The sequence below is a fragment of the Pseudomonas sivasensis genome (assembly GCF_052938085.1).
This window is the reverse complement of record NZ_CP176442.1, coordinates 639,573-658,523: the sequence shown is the minus strand read 5'-3', so window position 1 is coordinate 658,523 and position 18,951 is coordinate 639,573. Positions and strand designations below refer to the sequence as shown.

Below are 18,951 nucleotides of genomic sequence, written 5' to 3'. Positions count from 1 at the left end.
AGCCCCCTCCCACATTTGATCTCTATTGCTTGGGTTAAATCATCCGGCGCAATGCAGCGCAATCTTCAGCATGCCAATCCGCCAGCTCCGGCCACGGATTCTCCGGCAGGTTGACCAACACCGTCCTGGCCCCCGCCGCCCGGCCGCAGTCCAGGTCAAAACGGTAATCGCCGACCATCACCATCTCGCTCGGCGATACATCCCACGCCGCCGCCAATTTCAATAACCCACCCGGATCGGGCTTGGGTGGCGCGTCATCTCGGCCCAGCACATCCTCGACCGCAAAGCAGTCAGCCAGGCCAATCGCTTCCAGCGTCACGTGGGCCAGCTCCCGCGCATTGCGAGTCAGGATGCCCAGGCGATAACCGCGCCCGGCCAATTCGCGTACCAATTGCACCGCGCCTTCAGCCGCGACAGAACCAAGTGCCAACTCGCGCTCATGCTCTAACAACCAGGCATGCTTGGCCGCCGCGATGTCCGCCGGCAATGCGCTGAGGTGAGTGAGGATGTCGTCCTCGGGGGGAATGTCCAACGCCACGCGAATCGCCGCGAAGTCATGCACGGCCACCGTGAGGGTGCCGTCCATGTCGAACACCCAGTGCTTAACCTCCCTCAGGCTCATGCCCAATCCTTGCGATGGCGAATCAAACCTTCCTGGGTGACCGAGGCCACCAGTTGCCCGGCGCGGTTGTACACGCTGCCACGGGAGAACCCACGGGAATTGCCAGCCCACGGACTGTCCATGGCGTAGAGCAACCAGTCATCGGCACGCAGATCCGCGTGGAACCACAACGCGTGGTCAAGGCTGGCGACCTGCATGTCTTTCTGCCACACGGTCTTGCCGTGGGGCAGCAACGAGGTGGTCAGCAGGCCAAAGTCCGAAGCGTAGGCCAGCAGGTATTTATGCAGCGCTGGTGTGTCGGCCAACGCGCCGTCGGCACGAAACCACACGTACTTGACCGGGTCGGACGGCTGCGGGTTGAACGGGTCTTTTTCGGTGACCGGTCGCACTTCAATCGGCTTCGGGCACAGCAGCTTGTCACGCATGTGCTCGGGGATCAGGTGCGCGCGCTGCTGGGTCAATTCCAGCTCTGACGGCAGGTTTTCCGGGCCGACCACCACGGGCATGGTGGTCTGGTGCTCGAAGCCTTCTTCGTCGTACTGGAACGACGTGGTGCAGGTGAAGATCGGGTGGCCCTTCTGAATCGCGGTCACGCGGCGCGTGCTGAAACTGCCGCCATCACGAACACGGTCAACCGAATAAACCACCGGCAACGCGGCATCGCCGGGGCGCAGGAAATAACCGTGCAGGGAATGCACATGGCGCGCTTCTTCAACGGTCTGGCTGGCCGCCGACAGCGACTGGCCGAGCACCTGACCGCCGAACAGTTGGCGAAAACCCAGGTCCTGGCTGCGGCCGCGAAAGAGGTTTTCCTCGATCGGCTCCAGGGTCAGCAGGTCCACCAGATCTTCCAATACTTGGCTCATAGAGCAACTCCTACAATCTATGGGGCATTCCGGGCTGCTATCCGTGCAGCGTGTCCAACCATTGGGCGCGGGTGATGCGGTACAAAACATGTGGGCGCAGCGGGTCATCGGCTGCGACCTTGGGGTGTTCAAAATCTGCCAGGGGATCGTAATGCATACCTATGGCCTGCATGACTTTTTGTGATGGCAGATTGGCTTCGGTGGTGAAGGCAACGATTTCATCCAGCTGCAAACGGTCGAAACCACAGCGCAGTGCCGTCCACGCCGCCTCGCTGGCATAGCCCAGCCCCCAATGCTCGCGGGCCAGGCGCCAGCCAATTTCTACTGCTGGGGTAAAGTCCGCGTCAAAGCTGACATGCTGCAACCCGGTCAGGCCGATGAACTCACCGCTGTCCTTGCGCTGCAGCGCCCAGAGGCCAAAGCCATATTCGGCGAAGTGGCCGCGTATCCGCCCGATCAGTGCGGCGCTTTCCAGATGGCTCAGCTTGGCCGGAAAATAACGCATCACGTGTGGGTCGGCGCACATGCTTGCGAAGGCCGTCAGGTCGCTGTCGCGCCATTGGCGCAGCACCAGGCGAGCACTTTCCAATTCGAGTATCGACTCCACGGGTCCCCTCCCCTTGCCATGTGCGTGAGTGTACAGCGCTGGTAAGATCCTTCGCAGGTTCCCGTCAGAAAATCCCATGCCTTTGCCATTGATCTACCACGATGACTACAGCCCCGAGTTCCCGGCGGACCACCGATTCCCCATGGACAAGTTCCGCCTGTTGCGCGACCACTTGGTGGCCACCGGCCTGACCGAAGACAGCCAACTGCTGCGCCCGCAGCTGTGCCCTGCCGACATCCTGGCCCTGGCCCACGAGCCTGGGTATATCGAACGCTACATGAGCGGCGAGTTGTCCCGCGAAGACCAGCGCCGCCTTGGCCTGCCCTGGAGCGAAGCCCTGGCCCGGCGCACCGTGCGCGCGGTCGGCGGCTCGATCCTGGCGGCGGAGCAAGCGCTTGAGCACGGTCTGGCCTGTCACCTGGCGGGCGGCACGCATCACGCGCATTACGATTACCCGGCGGGCTTTTGCATCTTCAATGACCTGGCGGTGATCAGCCATTACCTGCTGGCCAGCGGCCGGGTCAGCCGCGTGATGATCTTCGACTGCGACGTGCATCAGGGCGATGGCACCGCGCGCATCCTCCACGACACGCCGGATGCCATCACCGTGTCGCTGCACTGCGAAAAGAACTTCCCGGCGCGCAAGGCCCAAAGCGATTGGGACATCCCACTGCCCATGGGCATGGGCGATGCCGATTACCTGCGCGTGGTCGATGACGCCCTCAACTACCTGCTGCCGCTCTACCAACCCGACCTGGTGCTGTACGACGCAGGCGTGGATGTGCATAAAGACGACGCCCTCGGATACCTCAAGCTGACAGACGAAGGCGTGGCCGCCCGCGATGAGAGCGTCATGCGCCACTGTCTGGGCCGCGACATTCCGGTGATGGGCGTGATTGGCGGCGGCTACAGCAAAGACCGCCCAGCCTTGGCCCGTCGCCACGGCATCCTGCACCACAGTGCGCAACGGGTGTGGACGTCATCAGGTTGTCATTGAGTTGTGCGCTTACCCACAATGGCTGTGGAACGGCCTGTGGATAACTTGAGCGTAAGCGGCTGAAAGCCAGCAGGCATAGGACCTGTAGGAAAGTGTACGTTTTTTGATCAGGCAGCCAGGCTGACGTCGGGTAGAATGCTCGGCCTATTCACGCCACCGTAGCCCTACCCATGCCTCAGACCGCACCTCACCACGTCACTATTATCGGCGGCGGCCCTACCGGGCTGATGGCCGCCGAAGTCTTGAGCCAGGCCGGGGTGCGCGTAGATCTGTATGACGGCATGCCATCAGTGGGGCGAAAATTCCTGCTGGCGGGTGTGGGCGGCATGAACATCACCCACTCCGAGGCTTACCCGGCCTTCCTCTCGCGCTACGCCGAGCGCGCGCCGCAGATGGCGCCGCTGCTGCGTGGGTTTGGTGCCGAAGCGTTGTGCGAATGGATACATGGGTTGGGTATCGAGACCTTTGTCGGCACCTCCGGCCGAGTGTTTCCTACGGACATGAAAGCCGCCCCGCTGCTGCGCGCCTGGCTCAAGCGCCTGCGTGACCAAGGCGTGGTTATCCACACCCGGCATCGTTGGACCGGCTGGAATGCCGAAGGTGATTTACTTATCCACAGCCCTGAAGGCGAGAAAGCCGTGCGCAGCGATGCCGTGCTGCTGGCACTGGGCGGCGGCAGTTGGTCACGGCTGGGCTCAGATGGTGCGTGGCTCAAGCTGCTGGAGGACAAAGGCGTGCCTTACGTGGCACTGCAACCGAGCAACTGCGGCTTCGAAGTGTCGGCCTGGAGCGAATTGATGGTGAGCAAATTCGCCGGCGCTCCGTTGAAAAATGTCGCCATCGGTTTGGGTGACGACAAACCTCGGCTTGGCGAATGTGTGGTCACCGCCACCGGTATCGAGGGCAGCCTGATCTATGCGCTGTCGGCACCGATTCGTGAGGCGATCAACCGCGACGGCGCGGCCACCGTGCATATCGACTTGCTGCCGAGCAAGCCGCTGGACAAGGTGCAAGCTGCGCTGGCCAAACCGCGCGGTTCACGCTCGATGAGCAAGCATCTGCACAGTCAGTTGGGCCTGGACGGGGTCAAGGCGGCGTTGTTGCGTGAGTTGGCGCCAGCCGATCACTTCAATGATCCGGCGCAACTGGCGGTGGATATCAAGGCCCTGCCGTTGACGCTGGTGAAGACGCGGCCAATAGACGAGGCGATCAGTACGGCAGGCGGCGTGCCGTTTGAAGCGTTGGATGAGCGCTTGATGCTCAAGCAATTGCCTGGCGTGTTTTGTGCGGGAGAGATGCTGGACTGGGAAGCGCCGACCGGCGGGTATTTGCTGACGGGGTGTTTTGCCAGTGGCAGAGCGGCTGGGCGGGGGGTGTTGGAGTGGTTGAACGCTTGAGATTGCGGTGAGCTCAAGTCCGCTGTCGGGGGCAAGCCCCCCTCCCACATTTGAATTGTGAACACCTTCAAATGTGGGAGGGGGCTTGCTCCCGATGAGGCCATCAGCCACAGCGCAAAATCACTTCTTCTTACGCGGCCCAGTGTTAAACACCGGCACCTTACGCACCGGCTTAATCGACGGTTCCGACGGCGCCACTTCACCACTGTCCACCCACTTACCCAGGTTGCGCTTACCACCGCCACCACCGGACGCCTTAGGCTTCTTCGGCTTTTTCGGCTTCTTCACCACTTGCCCACTGGCATCGGTATCCGGCACGCGGTGCTCCGGCTCGAAGTCCTGCTCCATTTTGCGGGTCAAGGTCTGACGGGTCAGCATCTCGATGGCCGACAGCATGTTCACTTCATCGGCGCACACCAGGGAAATCGCCTCACCGGTGTTGCCCGCACGCCCGGTACGGCCGATACGGTGAATGTAATCTTCGGCCACGATCGGCAGGTCGAAGTTGACGACCATCGGCAGGTCTTCGATATCCAAGCCACGGGCCGCTACGTCGGTGGCCACCAGGATCTGCACTTCGCTGCTCTTGAAGCGATCCAGCGCACGCTGGCGGGTTGCCTGGGGTTTGTCGCCATGGATGCCGTCGGCATTGATGCCCAGGCCCTGCAACTTATCCACCAGCGCGTCCACGCCGTTACGGGTCTTGGCGAACACCAGCACCTGCTTCCAGCGGCCTTTGCGCATCAGGTGCACAAACAGCTCCGCCTTGCGCTTCTTGTCCACCGGCACCACCCATTGCTTAACGGTGTTGGCGGCCACGTTGCGCGGACTGACTTCGATGCTCAGCGGGTCGTTGAGCATCTGCCCGGCCAGCGTGCGAATCTCATCGGAGAAGGTCGCGGAGAACAGCAGGGTCTGGCGCTTTTTCGGCAGCATGCGATAGATATTCGCCAGCTCCTCGGAGAAGCCCAAGTCGAGCATGCGGTCGGCTTCGTCCAGCACCAGGGTCTGCAGCTGATTAAGCTTCAGCGCGTTCTGGCGGAACAGGTCAATCAGGCGGCCAGGGGTGGCAACCAGGATGTCGACGCCCTTGCGCAGCTTCATCATCTGCGGGTTGATGCTCACGCCGCCATAGACCGCGTAGGTGGTCAGCGGCAGGTTTTGGGCATATTCGGCAACGCTGGTATGAACTTGCTCGGCCAGTTCGCGGGTCGGGCACAGAATCAGCGCGCGCGCCGAGTTGGCGGCGACTTTCGGCCCTTCCATGGTCAGCAGTTGCAGCAACGGCAAGGCAAAACCTGCGGTCTTGCCAGTGCCAGTCTGGGCCGCAGCCATGAGGTCACGACCGGCCAGCACCGCCGGAATGGCTTGCGCCTGCACCGGCGTCGGGGTCTGGTAGCCAAGCGTCTCAAGGGCGCGCAGCAAGGGTTCGATCAGGCCAAGTGTGGCGAAAGTCATGTAGTTACCGTAGGAAAATTCAGCGCAAGGTCGCAATTGCGCGGCAGTTTACCTTATTTCCGGCTTGGGCTTTCGCCACTGGGGCAGACTGATCAACAGCACGGCGCTGATAATCACCAGCATGGCCAAGCCCTCTTCCAGGCCGATGGATTCACCCACGAACACAATCCCCAGCAACACCGCCACCGCCGGGTTCACATAGGCATAGCTGGTGGCCGCCGCCGGGCGTACGTGCTTGAGCAGGTACATATAGGCGTTGAAGGCGATGATTGAGCCGAACACCGTCAGGTAGGCCAACGCCAGCCAACCCTCCAGCGGCGGCATAGCCTGCAGGTGCTCACCGGAAAGCGCGCTGCCGATCAACAATGCCACGCCAGCCACCAGCATCTCCGCAGCGCTGGCCATGGCGCCCTGGGGCAGCGACAACTGCCGACTCCACACGGACCCGAATGCCCACGATGCCGCCGCGAACAACAACAAGGCGGCGCCCACCGGGCTCGATTGCAGCGTACTGCCCATGTTGAGCATGGCGATGCCGACAATTCCCAGGATCACCCCGGCCCATTCCAGCCGCGTATTGCGCGCGCCCCAGAAATACCCGCACAGCAAGGTGAACAGCGGCACGGTCGCTACCGCCAGGGCAGCGACGCCAGACGACACGCCCGCATGTTCGGCCAACGTGACGCCGCCATTACCGAAGGTGAGCAGCAAAATGCCGATCATCCCGGCGGCCTTCCATTGTGGCCACGTCGGCGCTGGCACGCCGCGCCATCTGAGGTAGCCATACATCAGCGCACCCGCCGTGCAGAATCGAATCCCCGCCAGCAACAACGGCGGCCAGTAGTCCACGCCGATGCGGATCACCAAGTAGGTAGACCCCCAAATCACATACAAAGCAAAAAAGGCGGCGATCAACGGTAAGGGAAAGCGACGTGTGCCAGGCATTGGGCGGCTCGAAGGCAGATATAAGAGAGGCTTATTCTAAAAAAGCAGGTCGTTAAACATAAGTTACAAAACCTGTTTAAACCGCCCATACACTTTTCAAATCATGGTTATGAAGGCTATAACCCGTGCTTTCGAAAGCCACCTGCAATTGGAGCCTTATCATGGACAAATACGACCGCATGCTCCTCAGCGCCCTGCTCGAAGACGGCCGCGCCTCCTACGCGCAACTGGCCCGCAAGGTAAACCTTTCCGCCCCCGCCGTAGCCGAGCGCGTGGCCAAGCTGGAGGCCAGCGGGGTGATCACCGGATACCAGGCCAAGGTGGATTTTTCAAAGGTGGGCTTGCCGATTCAGTGCGTGATCGAACTGCGGCTGACTAACCATGGCAGCCAGAAGGTTTATGACGCACTGGCCGAAATCCCCGAACTGACTGAATGCCATCGGGTGACAGGGGATCCGTGCGTGATCATGCAAGCGGCGGTAGGGTCGATGCCGGAGTTGGAGCGTTTGATCAATCGGCTGGCGAAGTTCGGGTTCAGCAAGACCTCAATCATCTTGTCGAGCGCGATAGAGCGGCGGGTGCCGTTGGGGCAGTTGGAAACCAATGGCAAAAATGGTGGCTAATCTACCGCCATCGGGAGCAAGCCCCCTCCCACAGTTTGATTTGTGAATACATTCAAAATGTGGGAGGGGGCTTGCTCCCGATGGCGTCAGTGGCCGCACTGCAAATTCGAGCGTTCAACAATCAAATCGACTATCTGCTGGATGGTAGTGATGTGATCCCAATCTTCCTGGGTCGCTTGCAAGTTGAATTGCCACTTGTTCTGCATGAAAAAGCAGGTCAAATCATCATCAATAATCGTGAAGTCATGGATGAAGTCCGTTTGCTCCGTGACCTGGCTTCGGTCGATGAAACCGATGATGTCGACGAAGAGCTGAATCACCTTTTCGCTGATCTCGGTTCTGGTCGCGCTACCTTCCGTTGCTTGTTTCATAGGCGCACTTACCGGCACTGACCAGATTAAAGACAGCCACCCCCCCAGCGACGAAAGGAATACCCCGTCCAACAATGCCAAACACCCGGACGGTGCCAAAATTTGCCTTTGCCACTCTGGCCGCGCGGGGTTGCCTGATCAATATACGAGGAAAAAAACACATCCCGGCGAGACTCAGCGGAGTCGTTTTGCTGGCGCCGACACGGCCCCAGGTGCCCACGGCAATTTTGCTGACAGCTATGCCCTCAGCACCGGCCAGAATCGTCGCATCGGTCAAGCCGTGGTGTTGCTGTGTAGGTGTCCAGAGCTCGTCAAACGGGGTGCTCGGCACTGAGGAGTCAGCCTGAATGGGCTTGAGTAACTGGTACCTGGCGCCATGGGTCCAGCCTGGTGAATGAGGCAACACTATGACTGCCGGGCAGCTTGTCATCGCATTACCCAAATGAAACGCCATGCTGGAAGTTGAGCCGAAATCGATGCCGTCCCGTTGGAGTTCGAGCTGGCTTCGCATGATTGCTGTGTGAAGATCGCTTTCCTGCATAACGTAGTCCTTTTACGTAAATGACAGGCGGGATGTTAGGTTGCGGCGAAGAGCGATAGGTGGGAGAAGGAAAATCCAGAACGGTCTGACGAAACACTAGGGCTGAGCCTACTGACCATTCAGAAAGCAGATAAACGCCCTCAAGATGCCTCGCCCTTCATCCTGAACGACAACCTGAGCCTCGAAGATGTCCTCGCCCAGGCGGCGGATTTGCTGCATTGCGCGGTGGGCACTGCGCACTCGTCGGGTGAGGCGATGGATGTGCAGCAGCGGGCGGTGATGCATTTGGTGGAGATGGCGAAGGGGTGGTGGATCGGGCGTTGGAGTGTGTGCAGCCTCGATGAACGACCGATAACCAATGTGGGAGGGGCGGTGCGACGGTTCGACTTGCTCCCGATAGCAGTGGATCAGTCAGCTTATGTGTGGCTGACCCGCCGCAATCGGGAGCAAGTCGAACCGTCGCACCGCCCCTCCCACATGTTGAACGGCGTTGTTCTGTCAGAACCCGCGATGCTTCTTCAAATGCTCATTGATCTTCGCCGCCGGCACTTTCTGCAAAGTGCACAGCAGGTCGTGGGACAGTTCGCGCAAGCCGTGGGTACGCCGCAGTTCCTGGGCCAGGTGCGCCGTGAGGTTGGCCGCCATTTCCGCATCCGCCAGCGCTCGGTGAGCCTGGCCGGTGTGGGGCAGTTTCGCGTAGGTGTTGAGGGTGCCGAGCTTGTGGTTTGGTGCCGATGGCATCAGACGACGTGCCAGCAACAGCGAGCAGGCGAATTTCTGCAAACGCGTCCGGCGAATCAACCCCAGCTCGTAATCCCAGAACTTCTGGTCGAACGCGGCGTTATGCGCCATCAAGGGCGTGGTTCCGACGAATTCGTTGACCTCATTCATCACCCGCTCGGCCGGCGGGGCGCTGCGCAGCATGGCGTTGCTGATGCCGGTGAGTTGCTCGATAAAGCCCGGTACGCGCACACCTGTGTTCATCAGGCTCTGGTAGCGGTCCACGATCTGGCCACGTTCGAGGATAACCACCGCGATTTCCGTGGCCCGGCAGTGGCTGCTCGGGGTGATGCCGGTGGTTTCAAAGTCGATGACCGCTATACGTTCCAAACCTGTTCCAACTCCGTCTAACAATTGATTGAGCCGCAGCGCTTATTTGAGCAGCAGCGCGCCTTCGATCGGCACGTAGCGGCTGGCGGCGCGTATCAGTGAGTTGGCCGTCAGCCCGGGCACGCCGTAGGCCACGGCTTCAACCCCATGCTTTTGAATGATGCGTTCGAGCAGCATGTCGAAGTCCCCGTCACCGGAGGCCAGTACCACTTCGTCGACGTGGTCGGCGGCGTCCATGATGTCGAGGGTGATGCCCACGTCCCAGTCGCCCTTGGCCGAGCCGTCACTGCGTTGGATGTACGGTTTGAGTTTTACCGTAAACCCCAGGTTGCGCAGGATCTGCTGGAATTGCTGCTGCTTGCTGTCGCCACGGTCGATGGCATAGGCGTACGCCTCGACGATCTGCCCGCGGGAGCTGATGTCTGCCCACAGGGCGGCGTAGTTGAAGTGGCAGCCATACGCCTGGCGGACGGTGTAGTAGAGGTTTTGTACATCGGCGAACACTGCAATTTTCTTCACCGCACTTCCTCATGACAGCCAGGCGCCTGGGCCCGGAAAGGGTGCCAGTATGCCAGCCGCGAGAAAGTTTCCGGAAAAAATCAGACCGGGACGCCGCAGCGCCCCGGACCGGGAGTGTCAGACGAAGGAGTCGTCGTCGCCAAAGGAGGAGGAATCGTCGGAATAATCGCTGTCGGCGAAGCTGTCCGAGTTATTGCCGCCCCAGTTGTCATTGCCGGCGAACTTCTGGTCGTCATTGCCCCAGTTGCCGTTGTCACTGGCGGGCGCCGGCTCTTCACGGATTATTTCTTCCACGACCTGCGGCTGTTGCGAGTTGTGGTTGAACAGGCTGCTGATGCCTTCTGCCAGCAACACACCACCGGCAACGCCAGCGGCGGTTTTCATCGCGCCACCAAGAAAGCCGCTGCCCATGGGCGCGGCGGCGGGTGGTTGTTGTGGTTGTTGATAGTTTTGCGGCGGCGCGGACTGGCCGCCGAACGAAGGCCGCGCTGGCTCGCGCCAGCCACCGCCCGAATTGCCCGGAGCGCTCGACGCCGGTTGCGCGTCACGGGAACCGCCGCCGCCAAAGATGCTCGACAGGAAACCACCGCTGCTCGCCGGGGCCGGTTGCGCGGACTTGGCCCGCTGCAACTCATCCTGCAATTGCTGGATCTGCTGCGCCTGTTGCTTGTTCTGCGCGTCGAGACTCTTGAGCGCGTGTTCCTGCACCAGGATCGACTGCGTCATGTAGTACCCGGCGGCCGGTTGGCGAGTCATGTGCTCCTTGATCCGCGCTTCGGCCTGGGCGTCGCGGGGGGCTGAGTCCGTTTCGGCTTGCTGCAACCGTGAAAACAGTCCATCGATCAGGGTTTGCTCTTCGCTGTTCATGGCGACCTCGTTAGATTGCCGGTAGAAATTCTGGTCCCGCCTGTGATCAGGTCAGGTGCCTTCCAGTTATGGGGGTGTTACGAGTTGTTTCAATGGTCTTTACTCAAGGTTTACGTTTGTGACCCTCTGACCGTGATCGGTTAAAGTGTCGCCCTTGTTTCCAGGCCTGCGATGAACCTGATGAATCCGTTAGACGTATTGCGCGACTCCCTCCGTTTTACCCGCAGCAACCTGGGCGCGATCGTCCAGTTATGCCTGCCGCTGGTGATTCTCGAAGCCTTGCTGCAACAGATACTGGACCACACGTTGGGCGCGGATGCGTTTCCCGGTTACAGCGTGGTAGTGGGTTTATTGGTGTACCCGCTGTACACCGGCGCCTTGATTCTGTTCCTCGACGCGCGCACCCGTGGTGAGTCCCCGCGCACCAAGGATGTCTGGGCCATGTCGCTGGCTCTATGGCCGCGCTTCGCCCTGCTGACGGCCATGAGCACCCTGTTGATCCTGCTGGGCCTGTCGCTGTATTTCCTGCCTGGCCTGTGGCTGATGGTGGTGCTGGCGTTTGCCGAGTACCTGCTGGTGCTGCGCGGCATGCCGGCGCTGGAGGCGATGAAGGAAAGTTTCCGTCTGACCCGTGGGCATTTCTGGCGGATCCTGGTGTGCCTGCTGTGCGTCATGACCCCGCTGTGGCTGCTTAAAGGCGCCAGCCTCGCGGCGTATCCCAACCCTGCGCCGCTGCTAGGGCTGTTGATGGACAGTGCCCACAGCTTCCTGCAGTTGTTCACCAGCGTGGTGCTGTTCCGTTTATTCATGCTGATCGGTGGCGATGCCGACGCGCGGTGATATGCTCCGTGCCATTCCTGAAACGCTATAAGCCGAGCCGATGACCCGTTTATTGCGCATCACCTTGCTGGGCCTGCTGATCATCGCAGGCGTGCTCACCGCCCTGATCTACAGCCTGACCTGGCGCCCCGCGCCTAAGGAAACCTTGCCGGTGAGCTGCGTTGCGCCCCGCGCGCCGACGCTGCTGCCAGGGCAGGCGCTCAAGGTTATGACGTGGAACGTGCAATACCTGGCCGGCAAGAACTACGTGTTCTGGTACGACACCCCCGACGGCAGCGGCCCGGACGACCGCCCCACCGTGGAAGACATGGCTGTGAGCCTGGATGAAGTGGCGCGGGTGATTCGCGACGAACAGCCTGACATCCTGCTGTTGCAGGAACTCGACGAAAACGCCAAGCCCTCCCATTACCAGGACCAACTTGCCTTGTTGCAGGAGCGCCTGGTCGACCTCTATCCATGCAGCGCCCAGGCCTTCGACTGGAAGGCCGACTTTGTGCCCGACCTGCATATCTTCGGCAGCGTCGGCCGAAAACTCGCGACCCTCAGCCGCTACCAGATCGAACACGCCGAGCGCCTGCAATTGCCGGTGCCGGACGCCAACTTCATCAGTCGCCAATTCCAGCCCAAGCCAGCGTTGCTGTTGACCTACCTGCCACTGAGCGACGGCGGCCAACTGGCCGTCCTCAACACCCGCCTGGACGGCGACGCGCCGGGGCGCAGTGCCGTACAGGAGCAAGTGCAAGCCACCGTAAAGTTACTGGATAAATTCGAAGGCCGTGGCACGCCCTGGCTGATCGGCGGTGATTTCAACCTGCTGCCACTGGGGCAATTCCTACGTTTGGATGCGGGTAAGCGCGGGCAGTATTCGCCGGACAGTGAGCTGCATCTGTTGTGGGATAAGTACCCGATGATCCCGAGCAACAGCCAATCCAGCGGGATTGATCGTGAGAAATGGCTGACGCATTTTCCCAATGACCCGAGCATCGATGGCCCGGATCGCACCCTGGATTACCTGTTCTACAGCCCGAGGATCAAGCGAGTGGAGGCCAAGGTGCGGCAGGAGGATACGTTGCGTATTTCCAACCATTTGCCGGTGATTGCGCGCTTCCTGCTGCCCGCTGCGCAATAACAGACACACAAAACTAATGTGGGAGGGGGCTTGCCCCCGATAGCGGTGTGTCAGTCAACTCATCTGTAACTGGCCCACAGTCATCGGGGGCAAGCCCCCTCCCACATTTGGATCTCTATCACGCTTACTTTCGGGGTTTGATCCGCGCGGTCGGCTCTGCGATCAACGGATCATCCGGCCAATAGTGCTTGGGATACCTGCCTTTCAAATCCTTCTTCACCTCGGCGTACGTACTGCGCCAGAAGTTCGCCAGATCCTGCGTTACCTGCACCGGCCGCCGCGCCGGGGACAATAGGTGCAACTTCACCACCTGACGCCCGCCCGCAATCCTTGGCGTATCCGCCAGCCCGAACAATTCCTGCAAGCGCACCGCCAGGATCGGCGGTTGTTCGCTGTAATCCAACCGCACCGATGACCCCGATGGCACCTTCACATGCTGCGGCGCCAGCTCGTCCAGGCGCTGGGGCAGCGGCCAGGGTAAGAGGTTGTGCAGGTAGCTGGAGATATCCAGGTTGGCGAAATGGCTCAGGCGCGAGACCTTGCCCAAGTAGGGCATCAGCCAGTGCTCCAGGTCGGCGAGCAAGGCGCTGTCGCTGATGTCGGGCCAGTCGCTGGTTTTGCCGACGTCCAGTTGGCGCAGCAGCATGACGCGGGACTGCCATTGGCGCAGCTCAGGCGTCCACGGCAACAACTCCAGGCCTTTGCGCCGCACCAGATTGACCAGCGCCTGGCTGCGTGCGTTTTCGTCGAGACCGGTGAGAGGTTCGCGGCTGAGCACCAGTTCGCCGACTTTGCGCTGGCGCTCGGCACGCAGCACGCCTTCGCGTTCGTCCCAATCCAGCTGGTCGACGTTGCGCACTTGCTCGGCGAGTACCGAGTCGAACAGTGCCGGATCAAAATCCGCCGCCAAGTAGATGCGTTCTTCGCGCTGGCCCTGGCGGCTGCCAAGGTCGGCGATGACCAGCCAGGGTTGTTTCATCAGGCTGTCGGCTTCGGCGAACAGCGCCGCGCGGCCGTTGGCCAGGCGGTATTCGGCACCGCCGGGGCGACGTTGCTGGGCGACACGATCCGGGTAGGCCAGCGCCAGCAACGCACCGAGCCAGCGCGGGTGATCGGGGTCGGGCACCGGTTGGGTCGCCTGGCCTCTTAAATAGCTGCGATATTGCCGCGCCAATTGCTTGGCCCGCTGCACACCGCCTTGGGTTCCGCGCGCCCGCTCTTCGCCGGACAGCAAGGCCAGACGACTGTGCAAATCCGCGCCGCCACCGCGCAAGATATCGCGCTCACCCAGCAAGGCGGCGACATCACAGGCAGTGGCCGCCAGCCCCAGGTCCTGCCCGCGCAACAGCAAGTGGGCAATGCGCGGATGGGCCGGCAGCTCGGCCATTTTCTGGCCGTGGGCGGTGAGTGTGTCTTCGTTCAATGCACCGAGGCGTTGCAACAAATCCTGGGCCTGGGCATACGCGGCGGTCGGCGGCAGATCCAGCCACACCAGTTGCGTGGGCGTGACGCCCCAGCGCGCCAACTGCAAGGCGAGGCCGGCGAGGTCGGCTGCAAGGATTTCCGCACTGCCATACGCGGCCAGCCCTTCATGCTGGTCTTCGGACCACAACCGATAACACACCCCCGGTTCCAAGCGCCCTGCCCGACCGGCGCGCTGGGTGGCGCTGGCGCGGGAGATACGCTGGGTGTCGAGGCGGGTCATGCCGCTGCCGGGGTCGAAACGCGGCACGCGCGCCAACCCGGCGTCGATCACCACGCGTACGCCGTTGATGGTCAGGCTGGTCTCGGCGATGTTGGTGGCCAGTACGACTTTGCGTTTACCAGCGGGTGCCGGGTCGATGGCGGCGCGTTGGGCATTCAGGTCCAACTCGCCATGCAGGGGGCACAACAGCACATCAGGGCGATCACCCAGCGCGTCGGCCAGTTGCTGGTGGACCCGCCGAATCTCGGCTTGCCCCGGCAGAAACACCAACACGCTGCCGGTCTCGTCATGCACGGCTTCGAGGATAGTCTGCACCACACGCGGCTCGATAAATTCACCGGCCTGGTACGGCCGGCCCCAGCGCATCTGCACCGGGAACATGAGCCCTTCACTGCGCAGGATCGGCGCGTCATCCAGCAGGCTGGCCAGGCGCTCGCCTTCAAGGGTCGCAGACATCAGCAGGATTTTCAGTGGTTGCTCTTCGCGAAACAACTCGCGGCCGTTGAGGCTCAAGGCCAGCGCCAGGTCGGCGTCGAGGCTGCGTTCGTGAAACTCGTCAAAGATCAGCAAGCCCACGCCGTCCAGCGCCGGGTCGTCCTGCAGGCGGCGCGTGAGGATGCCTTCGGTGACGACTTCGATGCGGGTGTTGGGGCCGACTTTGCTGTCGAGGCGGATGCGGTAGCCGACGGTTTCACCGACCTTTTCGCCTAGCTCGCTGGCCAGACGTTCGGCGGCGGCGCGAGCGGCCAAACGCCGGGGTTCGAGCATCAGGATGGTCTGCCCGGCCAGCCAGGGTTCATTCAATAGGGCCAAGGGCACACGGGTGGTTTTACCGGCGCCGGGTGGCGCTTCCAGCACGGCTTCATGGCGATTCGCCAAGGCGTCACGCAGGGCGGGTAAAACATCATCGATCGGCAACGAATTCATACTGGCTCCAAAGCAGAGCGGCGAGTATAACGGCGAACTGCCGGATGCCGACGATGGTCTCAATGGCAGTGCTATATAGTCCCCTATCAACCGTGTTCAGGAGAGTCTTCATGCGTATCGCTTCCCGTGTCATCGGCGGTGTCCTCGCCGTCACCCTGCTGAGCCAACTGACGGCCTGCGGTTCGATTTTCTACCCGGACCGTCGTGGCCAGATCGACGGCAAGATCGACCCGGCCATTGCCGTACTCGATGCCGTAGGCCTGTTGTTCTACGTGATCCCTGGCTTGATCGCGTTCGGCGTCGACTTCGCCACGGGCGCGATCTATTTCGAACCCGGCAAGACGGCCCAGGTCGCCCCGGAAAAACTCCAGGAAGCTATCGGCGCCGACGGCAAGGTCGACAACGCCAAGCTGCAAAGCATCATCCAGAAAGAAACCGGCCGCACCCTGCCGCTCGACGACCCACGCATGATCCAGTTCAAGGGCAGCGTGCAACAACTTGCGTCCCTGGGCCTGCAACCCGCCGCCTAAGGAACGTTTATGACCAGCAGTCCCGAACACGCCCGGCTGTTACGCCTGGCCACCCGCGCCTCGGTGGGCGTGGCCTGTGCGCTGATCGTCACAAAGGCCATCGCCTGGTGGCTCAGCGGCTCGGTGAGCATGCTCGCCGGGTTGACTGACTCACTGCTCGATGGCGTGACCTCGCTGCTGAACCTGCTGGCGGTCCATTACGCCCTGCGCCCAGCCGATGACGATCACCGTTACGGCCACGGCAAGGCGGAGTCGCTGGCGGGCATGGCCCAGGCGTTGTTTATCGGTGGCAGTGCGGTGCTGATCGCCTTGCAGGCCTACGAGCGTTTGCAGCATCCGGAACCGGTCGGCGCGCCGTGGCTGAGCATTGGGGTGATCGTGTTTTCCTTGGCACTGACCGTGGCACTGCTGATGCTGCAACACCGAGTTGTGCGCGAAACCGGCTCCAATGCCGTGCGGGCGGACTCGTTGCACTATCGCTCGGACTTGCTGCTCAACGGCAGCATCCTCGTGGCGCTGGTGCTGGCGGGCATGGGTTTTCATCAGTTCGACGCCTGGTTCGGCCTGGGCATCGCCGCCTACATTTTGTGGAGCGCGATCCAGATCGCCAAGGAAAGCTTTGCGGTGTTGATGGACGAGGAACTGCCGCCGGACGTCAGCCAGCACATGCTGGAACTGGCGCGCGGCGTGCCGGGGGTGCTGGGTGCCCATGACTTGCGCACGCGCATCTCCGGCAACCATTGGTTTGTGCAGTTGCACCTGGAGCTGCCAGGGGAGTTGACGCTGTCAGTGGCCCACGGCATCAGCGACCAGGCCGCCGATGCCATTCACGCCGCCTACCCGCGTGCCGAAGTGCTGGTGCACGCCGACCCACGAGAAGTGGTTACGGGCGCCAAGGCCTAGTACTGCACCTGATACCCGCGACTGCTCAGGCAGTTGCCCTGGGCCTGGCGGTAGGTTTGCACCACCGCTGGGTCAGGGGCGTAGGTGGCCGCCTGCGGGTCGAAGCCGCTTTGTTGCACCGCCCAGCGATAACAGTCGTAACCGTCCTGCTGGACTTGCGCCGGTGACTGCCCGTTGGCGGGATAGGCCACCACGTCATAGCCATTGCCTTGCGGTGCTGGCTGTGGCGCTGGCACTTGCGCCGGCGGTTGCACCACCACGTATTGCTGGGTGCTTTGTTCGTAGGCGTAGTAAGCGCCAGCGGCGAGGAACAACAGCGAGCCACCGACCCAGACTTCGCGCGCATAGTCCGGCAAGTAATGCACCCGAATGCCATACGGCGGCGCCACGACTACATAGCGCGGGCCTTGAGGGCGGTACCAGTAGCCGCCGGAGAAGAAGTAATCCTGGCCACGGTACGGCACGCGGTAATTGCGGTCGGGGAAGCGGTCGACGATATAACCGGGACGATATTGCGGGCCAGGGCCCCAGCCGTTGCCATGCCCATCGGGACGGCCTGGCCAACGGTTATCGCCGGGATGGCCGTTGTTGTAACCGCCGCCGTTGTTGCCTGGACGTGAACCGGGACCACCGGCCTCCCAATGCTGGTTGCCGTCGTTACGACGCGGGATGTCACGGTAGTAACCCTGGCGTGGCTCCTGGGTCTGGCGCACGGTATCGGGGCGGCTCTGGATCGGCAGGTTATTCGCAGGCTGCGGTGCTGGCCGAGGCTGTTCGGCACCTTGCGGGCGACCTTGTCCCTGTCCGCCACCGTGCTGTTGTTGCTCGGCGCGATCAAAATGCGGGTTCTGTGGACGCGGCTGATTGTTTTCGGGCCGTGGTTGATTGTTCTGAGGCTGCGGGCGCGGCTGGTTATTTTGCGGGCGCGGCTGTTCGTTACCCTGCCGACCACGCTCCGCCCCTCTTTCATGCTGGCCGCCCGCTTCAGGGCGTTGCTCTTCAGCCATCACTTGCGTGCCGACGGTGACCACCAGCAAACCAACACCTGCCATACGCCAGATGCGCTTCATGCTATTCCTCACTGCGGATTAGGGCTTGAACATGAGACTGGAAAAGCCTCGCCCGGTTCTGAGACAGGTTATCAGTCACGAGAACAATTTTCTTAAGGCAAAAGAAAAGGGGTGACCCGTCGGCCACCCCTTGAGAACTTCGTCCATGCTCAACGCTTTTGACGTTGGCTCACCTCACGCCGTCTTGTGGACAGTGTGCAGCCTGGAGGCCGGCTCAACCCTGCTGGGGTGGCGGCCGCAGCAGGCCTGATTGGGCGAGCTGCTGTGGACTGTTGTCCAGGCGGTGATTCTGTTGATAAAGATACCCGCCAGCGCCCGACAGATGATTGCGAAGATTGCGTCAATAAACAGTGCTTGCGCAATTTTTAACCCTTCATGGATAATTCGCCGCAATAGTTACGACAAAGGCCAACCCAATGAGCAAGCTTGACCGATACGACCTGAGTATTTTGGCGGAATTGCAGCGCGACGCGAGGATCTCCAACCAGGAGCTGGCCGAGCGCATCGGCTTGTCGCCGTCGCCGTGCTCGCGCCGGGTCAAGCAGTTGGAGGACGACGGCTACATCTCCCGCCAGGTCGCCCTGCTCGACCGCAAGATGCTCGGCCTGAGCCTCACCGCCTATGTACTGATCGGTATGGACCGGCATACACCGGAGCGCTTCGAGAATTTCGAAGCAGCCATCCGCACCTTGCCCCAGGTGCTGGAGTGCAGTTTGGTGACGGGGATGGATGCTGACTATCAGTTGAAAGTGGTGGTGCCGGACATGGATCACTACCAGAAGCTGCTGCTGGGCCACCTCACTCGCATTGAAGGCGTGACCAGCGTCCGGTCGAGCTTTGTGCTGAACCAGGTGCTCAACAGCACCGAATTGCCGCTGACCCACCTGCGTACTTAAGATCGGTGAGGTCAACTGTGGGAGGGGG

At 61.6% G+C, this 18,951-nt stretch carries 20 protein-coding genes and 1 pseudogene; 9 read left to right on the top strand and 12 right to left on the bottom strand.

Annotated elements, in window-relative coordinates; translation table 11 throughout:
- Positions 1 to 34 precede the first annotated feature (34 nt).
- From ACKZ62_RS03235 to ACKZ62_RS03225, 3 genes are read right to left on the bottom strand one after another with little or no spacing between them, the layout of a single operon-like run.
- Entirely contained in the window at positions 35 to 622 is a 588-nt protein-coding gene (locus ACKZ62_RS03235; RefSeq protein WP_099603258.1) for an HAD family hydrolase, read from the bottom strand.
- On the bottom strand, positions 619 to 1,488 hold the full coding sequence (gene tesB, locus ACKZ62_RS03230) for an acyl-CoA thioesterase II (RefSeq protein WP_032884635.1): 870 nt from the start codon (positions 1,486 to 1,488) through the stop codon (positions 619 to 621). Before tesB ends, ACKZ62_RS03235 begins: the two co-directional genes overlap by 4 nt.
- A gap of 37 nt (positions 1,489 to 1,525) precedes the next feature.
- Positions 1,526 to 2,095, bottom strand: a complete 570-nt coding sequence (locus ACKZ62_RS03225; protein ID WP_032884634.1) for a GNAT family N-acetyltransferase — start codon at positions 2,093 to 2,095, stop codon at positions 1,526 to 1,528.
- A gap of 76 nt (positions 2,096 to 2,171) precedes the next feature.
- On the opposite strand from ACKZ62_RS03225, the gene ACKZ62_RS03220 reads away from it, so the two are divergent.
- Together ACKZ62_RS03220 and ACKZ62_RS03215 are read left to right on the top strand one after the other, a co-directional pair.
- The gene (locus ACKZ62_RS03220) at positions 2,172 to 3,092 is read left to right on the top strand and encodes a histone deacetylase family protein (protein ID WP_447096315.1); all 921 of its coding nucleotides are present in this window, start codon (positions 2,172 to 2,174) and stop codon (positions 3,090 to 3,092) included.
- A gap of 170 nt (positions 3,093 to 3,262) precedes the next feature.
- Entirely contained in the window at positions 3,263 to 4,489 is a 1,227-nt protein-coding gene (locus ACKZ62_RS03215; protein WP_032884632.1) for a TIGR03862 family flavoprotein, read from the top strand.
- Positions 4,490 to 4,609: 120 nt separating this feature from the next.
- Here the strand turns inward: ACKZ62_RS03215 and ACKZ62_RS03210 are convergent, their stop codons facing one another.
- Complete coding sequence (locus ACKZ62_RS03210) at positions 4,610 to 5,947, bottom strand: RNA helicase RhlE1 (protein ID WP_032884631.1); 1,338 nt, start codon at positions 5,945 to 5,947, stop codon at positions 4,610 to 4,612.
- Between the two features lie 48 nt (positions 5,948 to 5,995).
- Complete coding sequence (yedA, locus tag ACKZ62_RS03205; protein WP_032884630.1) at positions 5,996 to 6,892, bottom strand: drug/metabolite exporter YedA; 897 nt, start codon at positions 6,890 to 6,892, stop codon at positions 5,996 to 5,998.
- A gap of 161 nt (positions 6,893 to 7,053) precedes the next feature.
- Here yedA and ACKZ62_RS03200 point away from each other — a divergent pair, with 161 nt between their 5' ends.
- Positions 7,054 to 7,515, top strand: coding sequence for an Lrp/AsnC family transcriptional regulator (locus ACKZ62_RS03200; protein ID WP_095186224.1), 462 nt, complete (start codon positions 7,054 to 7,056; stop codon positions 7,513 to 7,515).
- A gap of 86 nt (positions 7,516 to 7,601) precedes the next feature.
- Here ACKZ62_RS03200 and ACKZ62_RS03195 read toward each other — a convergent pair whose 3' ends face one another.
- Positions 7,602 to 7,886, bottom strand: coding sequence for an acyl carrier protein (locus ACKZ62_RS03195; RefSeq protein WP_032884628.1), 285 nt, complete (start codon positions 7,884 to 7,886; stop codon positions 7,602 to 7,604).
- Positions 7,864 to 8,427, bottom strand: a complete 564-nt coding sequence (locus ACKZ62_RS03190) for a hypothetical protein (RefSeq protein WP_447096314.1) — start codon at positions 8,425 to 8,427, stop codon at positions 7,864 to 7,866. Before ACKZ62_RS03190 ends, ACKZ62_RS03195 begins: the two co-directional genes overlap by 23 nt.
- Before the next feature lie 102 nt (positions 8,428 to 8,529).
- On the opposite strand from ACKZ62_RS03190, the pseudogene ACKZ62_RS03185 reads away from it, so the two are divergent.
- Positions 8,530 to 8,771: pseudogene (locus ACKZ62_RS03185) on the top strand (DUF6124 family protein).
- A 154-nt stretch (positions 8,772 to 8,925) separates the two neighbouring features.
- Here ACKZ62_RS03185 and ACKZ62_RS03180 read toward each other — a convergent pair.
- The 3 genes from ACKZ62_RS03180 to ACKZ62_RS03170 all read right to left on the bottom strand — a co-directional run bounded on the left by ACKZ62_RS03180 (position 8,926) and on the right by ACKZ62_RS03170 (position 10,923).
- A complete protein-coding gene (locus ACKZ62_RS03180; RefSeq protein ID WP_447096313.1) occupies positions 8,926 to 9,537 on the bottom strand; it encodes a 3'-5' exonuclease in 612 nt (203 codons plus the stop codon).
- A 42-nt stretch (positions 9,538 to 9,579) separates the two neighbouring features.
- Positions 9,580 to 10,056: a LabA-like NYN domain-containing protein gene (locus ACKZ62_RS03175; protein ID WP_032884625.1), complete on the bottom strand. Its 477-nt coding sequence runs from the start codon at positions 10,054 to 10,056 to the stop codon at positions 9,580 to 9,582.
- A gap of 117 nt (positions 10,057 to 10,173) precedes the next feature.
- Complete coding sequence (locus ACKZ62_RS03170; RefSeq protein ID WP_095186220.1) at positions 10,174 to 10,923, bottom strand: DUF2076 domain-containing protein; 750 nt, start codon at positions 10,921 to 10,923, stop codon at positions 10,174 to 10,176.
- 180 nt (positions 10,924 to 11,103) lie between these two features.
- Between ACKZ62_RS03170 and ACKZ62_RS03165 the strand changes: the two genes are divergently transcribed.
- Complete coding sequence (locus ACKZ62_RS03165; RefSeq protein ID WP_032884770.1) at positions 11,104 to 11,763, top strand: DUF7847 domain-containing protein; 660 nt, start codon at positions 11,104 to 11,106, stop codon at positions 11,761 to 11,763.
- A gap of 40 nt (positions 11,764 to 11,803) precedes the next feature.
- The gene (locus ACKZ62_RS03160; protein ID WP_032884623.1) at positions 11,804 to 12,892 is read left to right on the top strand and encodes an endonuclease/exonuclease/phosphatase family protein; all 1,089 of its coding nucleotides are present in this window, start codon (positions 11,804 to 11,806) and stop codon (positions 12,890 to 12,892) included.
- Between the two features lie 124 nt (positions 12,893 to 13,016).
- On the opposite strand, the gene hrpB is transcribed toward ACKZ62_RS03160, so the two are convergent.
- Positions 13,017 to 15,524: an ATP-dependent helicase HrpB gene (hrpB, locus tag ACKZ62_RS03155; RefSeq protein WP_447096312.1), complete on the bottom strand. Its 2,508-nt coding sequence runs from the start codon at positions 15,522 to 15,524 to the stop codon at positions 13,017 to 13,019.
- A gap of 110 nt (positions 15,525 to 15,634) precedes the next feature.
- On the opposite strand from hrpB, the gene ACKZ62_RS03150 reads away from it, so the two are divergent.
- Both ACKZ62_RS03150 and ACKZ62_RS03145 read left to right on the top strand, forming a co-directional pair.
- Entirely contained in the window at positions 15,635 to 16,054 is a 420-nt protein-coding gene (locus ACKZ62_RS03150) for a periplasmic Zn2+ metallochaperone PmcY (protein WP_032884621.1), read from the top strand.
- Between the two features lie 9 nt (positions 16,055 to 16,063).
- A complete protein-coding gene (locus ACKZ62_RS03145) occupies positions 16,064 to 16,957 on the top strand; it encodes a cation diffusion facilitator family transporter (RefSeq protein WP_032884620.1) in 894 nt (297 codons plus the stop codon).
- Here the strand turns inward: ACKZ62_RS03145 and ACKZ62_RS03140 are convergent.
- Positions 16,954 to 18,027 (bottom strand): DUF6515 family protein, encoded by a 1,074-nt coding sequence (locus tag ACKZ62_RS03140; RefSeq protein ID WP_095186217.1) that lies wholly within the window; start codon positions 18,025 to 18,027, stop codon positions 16,954 to 16,956. The genes ACKZ62_RS03145 and ACKZ62_RS03140 overlap by 4 nt on opposite strands.
- 416 nt (positions 18,028 to 18,443) lie before the next feature.
- Between ACKZ62_RS03140 and ACKZ62_RS03135 the strand changes: the two genes are divergently transcribed.
- On the top strand, positions 18,444 to 18,923 hold the full coding sequence (locus ACKZ62_RS03135) for an Lrp/AsnC family transcriptional regulator (protein ID WP_003176264.1): 480 nt from the start codon (positions 18,444 to 18,446) through the stop codon (positions 18,921 to 18,923).
- The last annotated feature ends 28 nt before the right edge of the window (positions 18,924 to 18,951 follow it).

What these genes read in the sequence shown, in the direction of transcription:
- yedA (WP_032884630.1), bottom strand. Translation starts at nt 6,892, where the DNA reads ATGCCTGGCACACGTCGCTTTCCCTTACCGTTGATCGCCGCCTTTTTT.
- ACKZ62_RS03210 (WP_032884631.1), bottom strand. Translation starts at nt 5,947, where the DNA reads ATGACTTTCGCCACACTTGGCCTGATCGAACCCTTGCTGCGCGCCCTT.
- ACKZ62_RS03165 (WP_032884770.1), top strand. Translation starts at nt 11,104, where the DNA reads ATGAATCCGTTAGACGTATTGCGCGACTCCCTCCGTTTTACCCGCAGC.
- ACKZ62_RS03140 (WP_095186217.1), bottom strand. Translation starts at nt 18,027, where the DNA reads ATGAAGCGCATCTGGCGTATGGCAGGTGTTGGTTTGCTGGTGGTCACC.
- ACKZ62_RS03160 (WP_032884623.1), top strand. Translation starts at nt 11,804, where the DNA reads ATGACCCGTTTATTGCGCATCACCTTGCTGGGCCTGCTGATCATCGCA.
- ACKZ62_RS03200 (WP_095186224.1), top strand. Translation starts at nt 7,054, where the DNA reads ATGGACAAATACGACCGCATGCTCCTCAGCGCCCTGCTCGAAGACGGC.
- ACKZ62_RS03190 (WP_447096314.1), bottom strand. Translation starts at nt 8,427, where the DNA reads ATGCAGGAAAGCGATCTTCACACAGCAATCATGCGAAGCCAGCTCGAA.
- hrpB (WP_447096312.1), bottom strand. Translation starts at nt 15,524, where the DNA reads ATGAATTCGTTGCCGATCGATGATGTTTTACCCGCCCTGCGTGACGCC.
- ACKZ62_RS03135 (WP_003176264.1), top strand. Translation starts at nt 18,444, where the DNA reads ATGAGCAAGCTTGACCGATACGACCTGAGTATTTTGGCGGAATTGCAG.
- ACKZ62_RS03150 (WP_032884621.1), top strand. Translation starts at nt 15,635, where the DNA reads ATGCGTATCGCTTCCCGTGTCATCGGCGGTGTCCTCGCCGTCACCCTG.
- tesB (WP_032884635.1), bottom strand. Translation starts at nt 1,488, where the DNA reads ATGAGCCAAGTATTGGAAGATCTGGTGGACCTGCTGACCCTGGAGCCG.
- ACKZ62_RS03220 (WP_447096315.1), top strand. Translation starts at nt 2,172, where the DNA reads ATGCCTTTGCCATTGATCTACCACGATGACTACAGCCCCGAGTTCCCG.
- ACKZ62_RS03235 (WP_099603258.1), bottom strand. Translation starts at nt 622, where the DNA reads ATGAGCCTGAGGGAGGTTAAGCACTGGGTGTTCGACATGGACGGCACC.
- ACKZ62_RS03145 (WP_032884620.1), top strand. Translation starts at nt 16,064, where the DNA reads ATGACCAGCAGTCCCGAACACGCCCGGCTGTTACGCCTGGCCACCCGC.
- ACKZ62_RS03215 (WP_032884632.1), top strand. Translation starts at nt 3,263, where the DNA reads ATGCCTCAGACCGCACCTCACCACGTCACTATTATCGGCGGCGGCCCT.
- ACKZ62_RS03195 (WP_032884628.1), bottom strand. Translation starts at nt 7,886, where the DNA reads ATGAAACAAGCAACGGAAGGTAGCGCGACCAGAACCGAGATCAGCGAA.
- ACKZ62_RS03170 (WP_095186220.1), bottom strand. Translation starts at nt 10,923, where the DNA reads ATGAACAGCGAAGAGCAAACCCTGATCGATGGACTGTTTTCACGGTTG.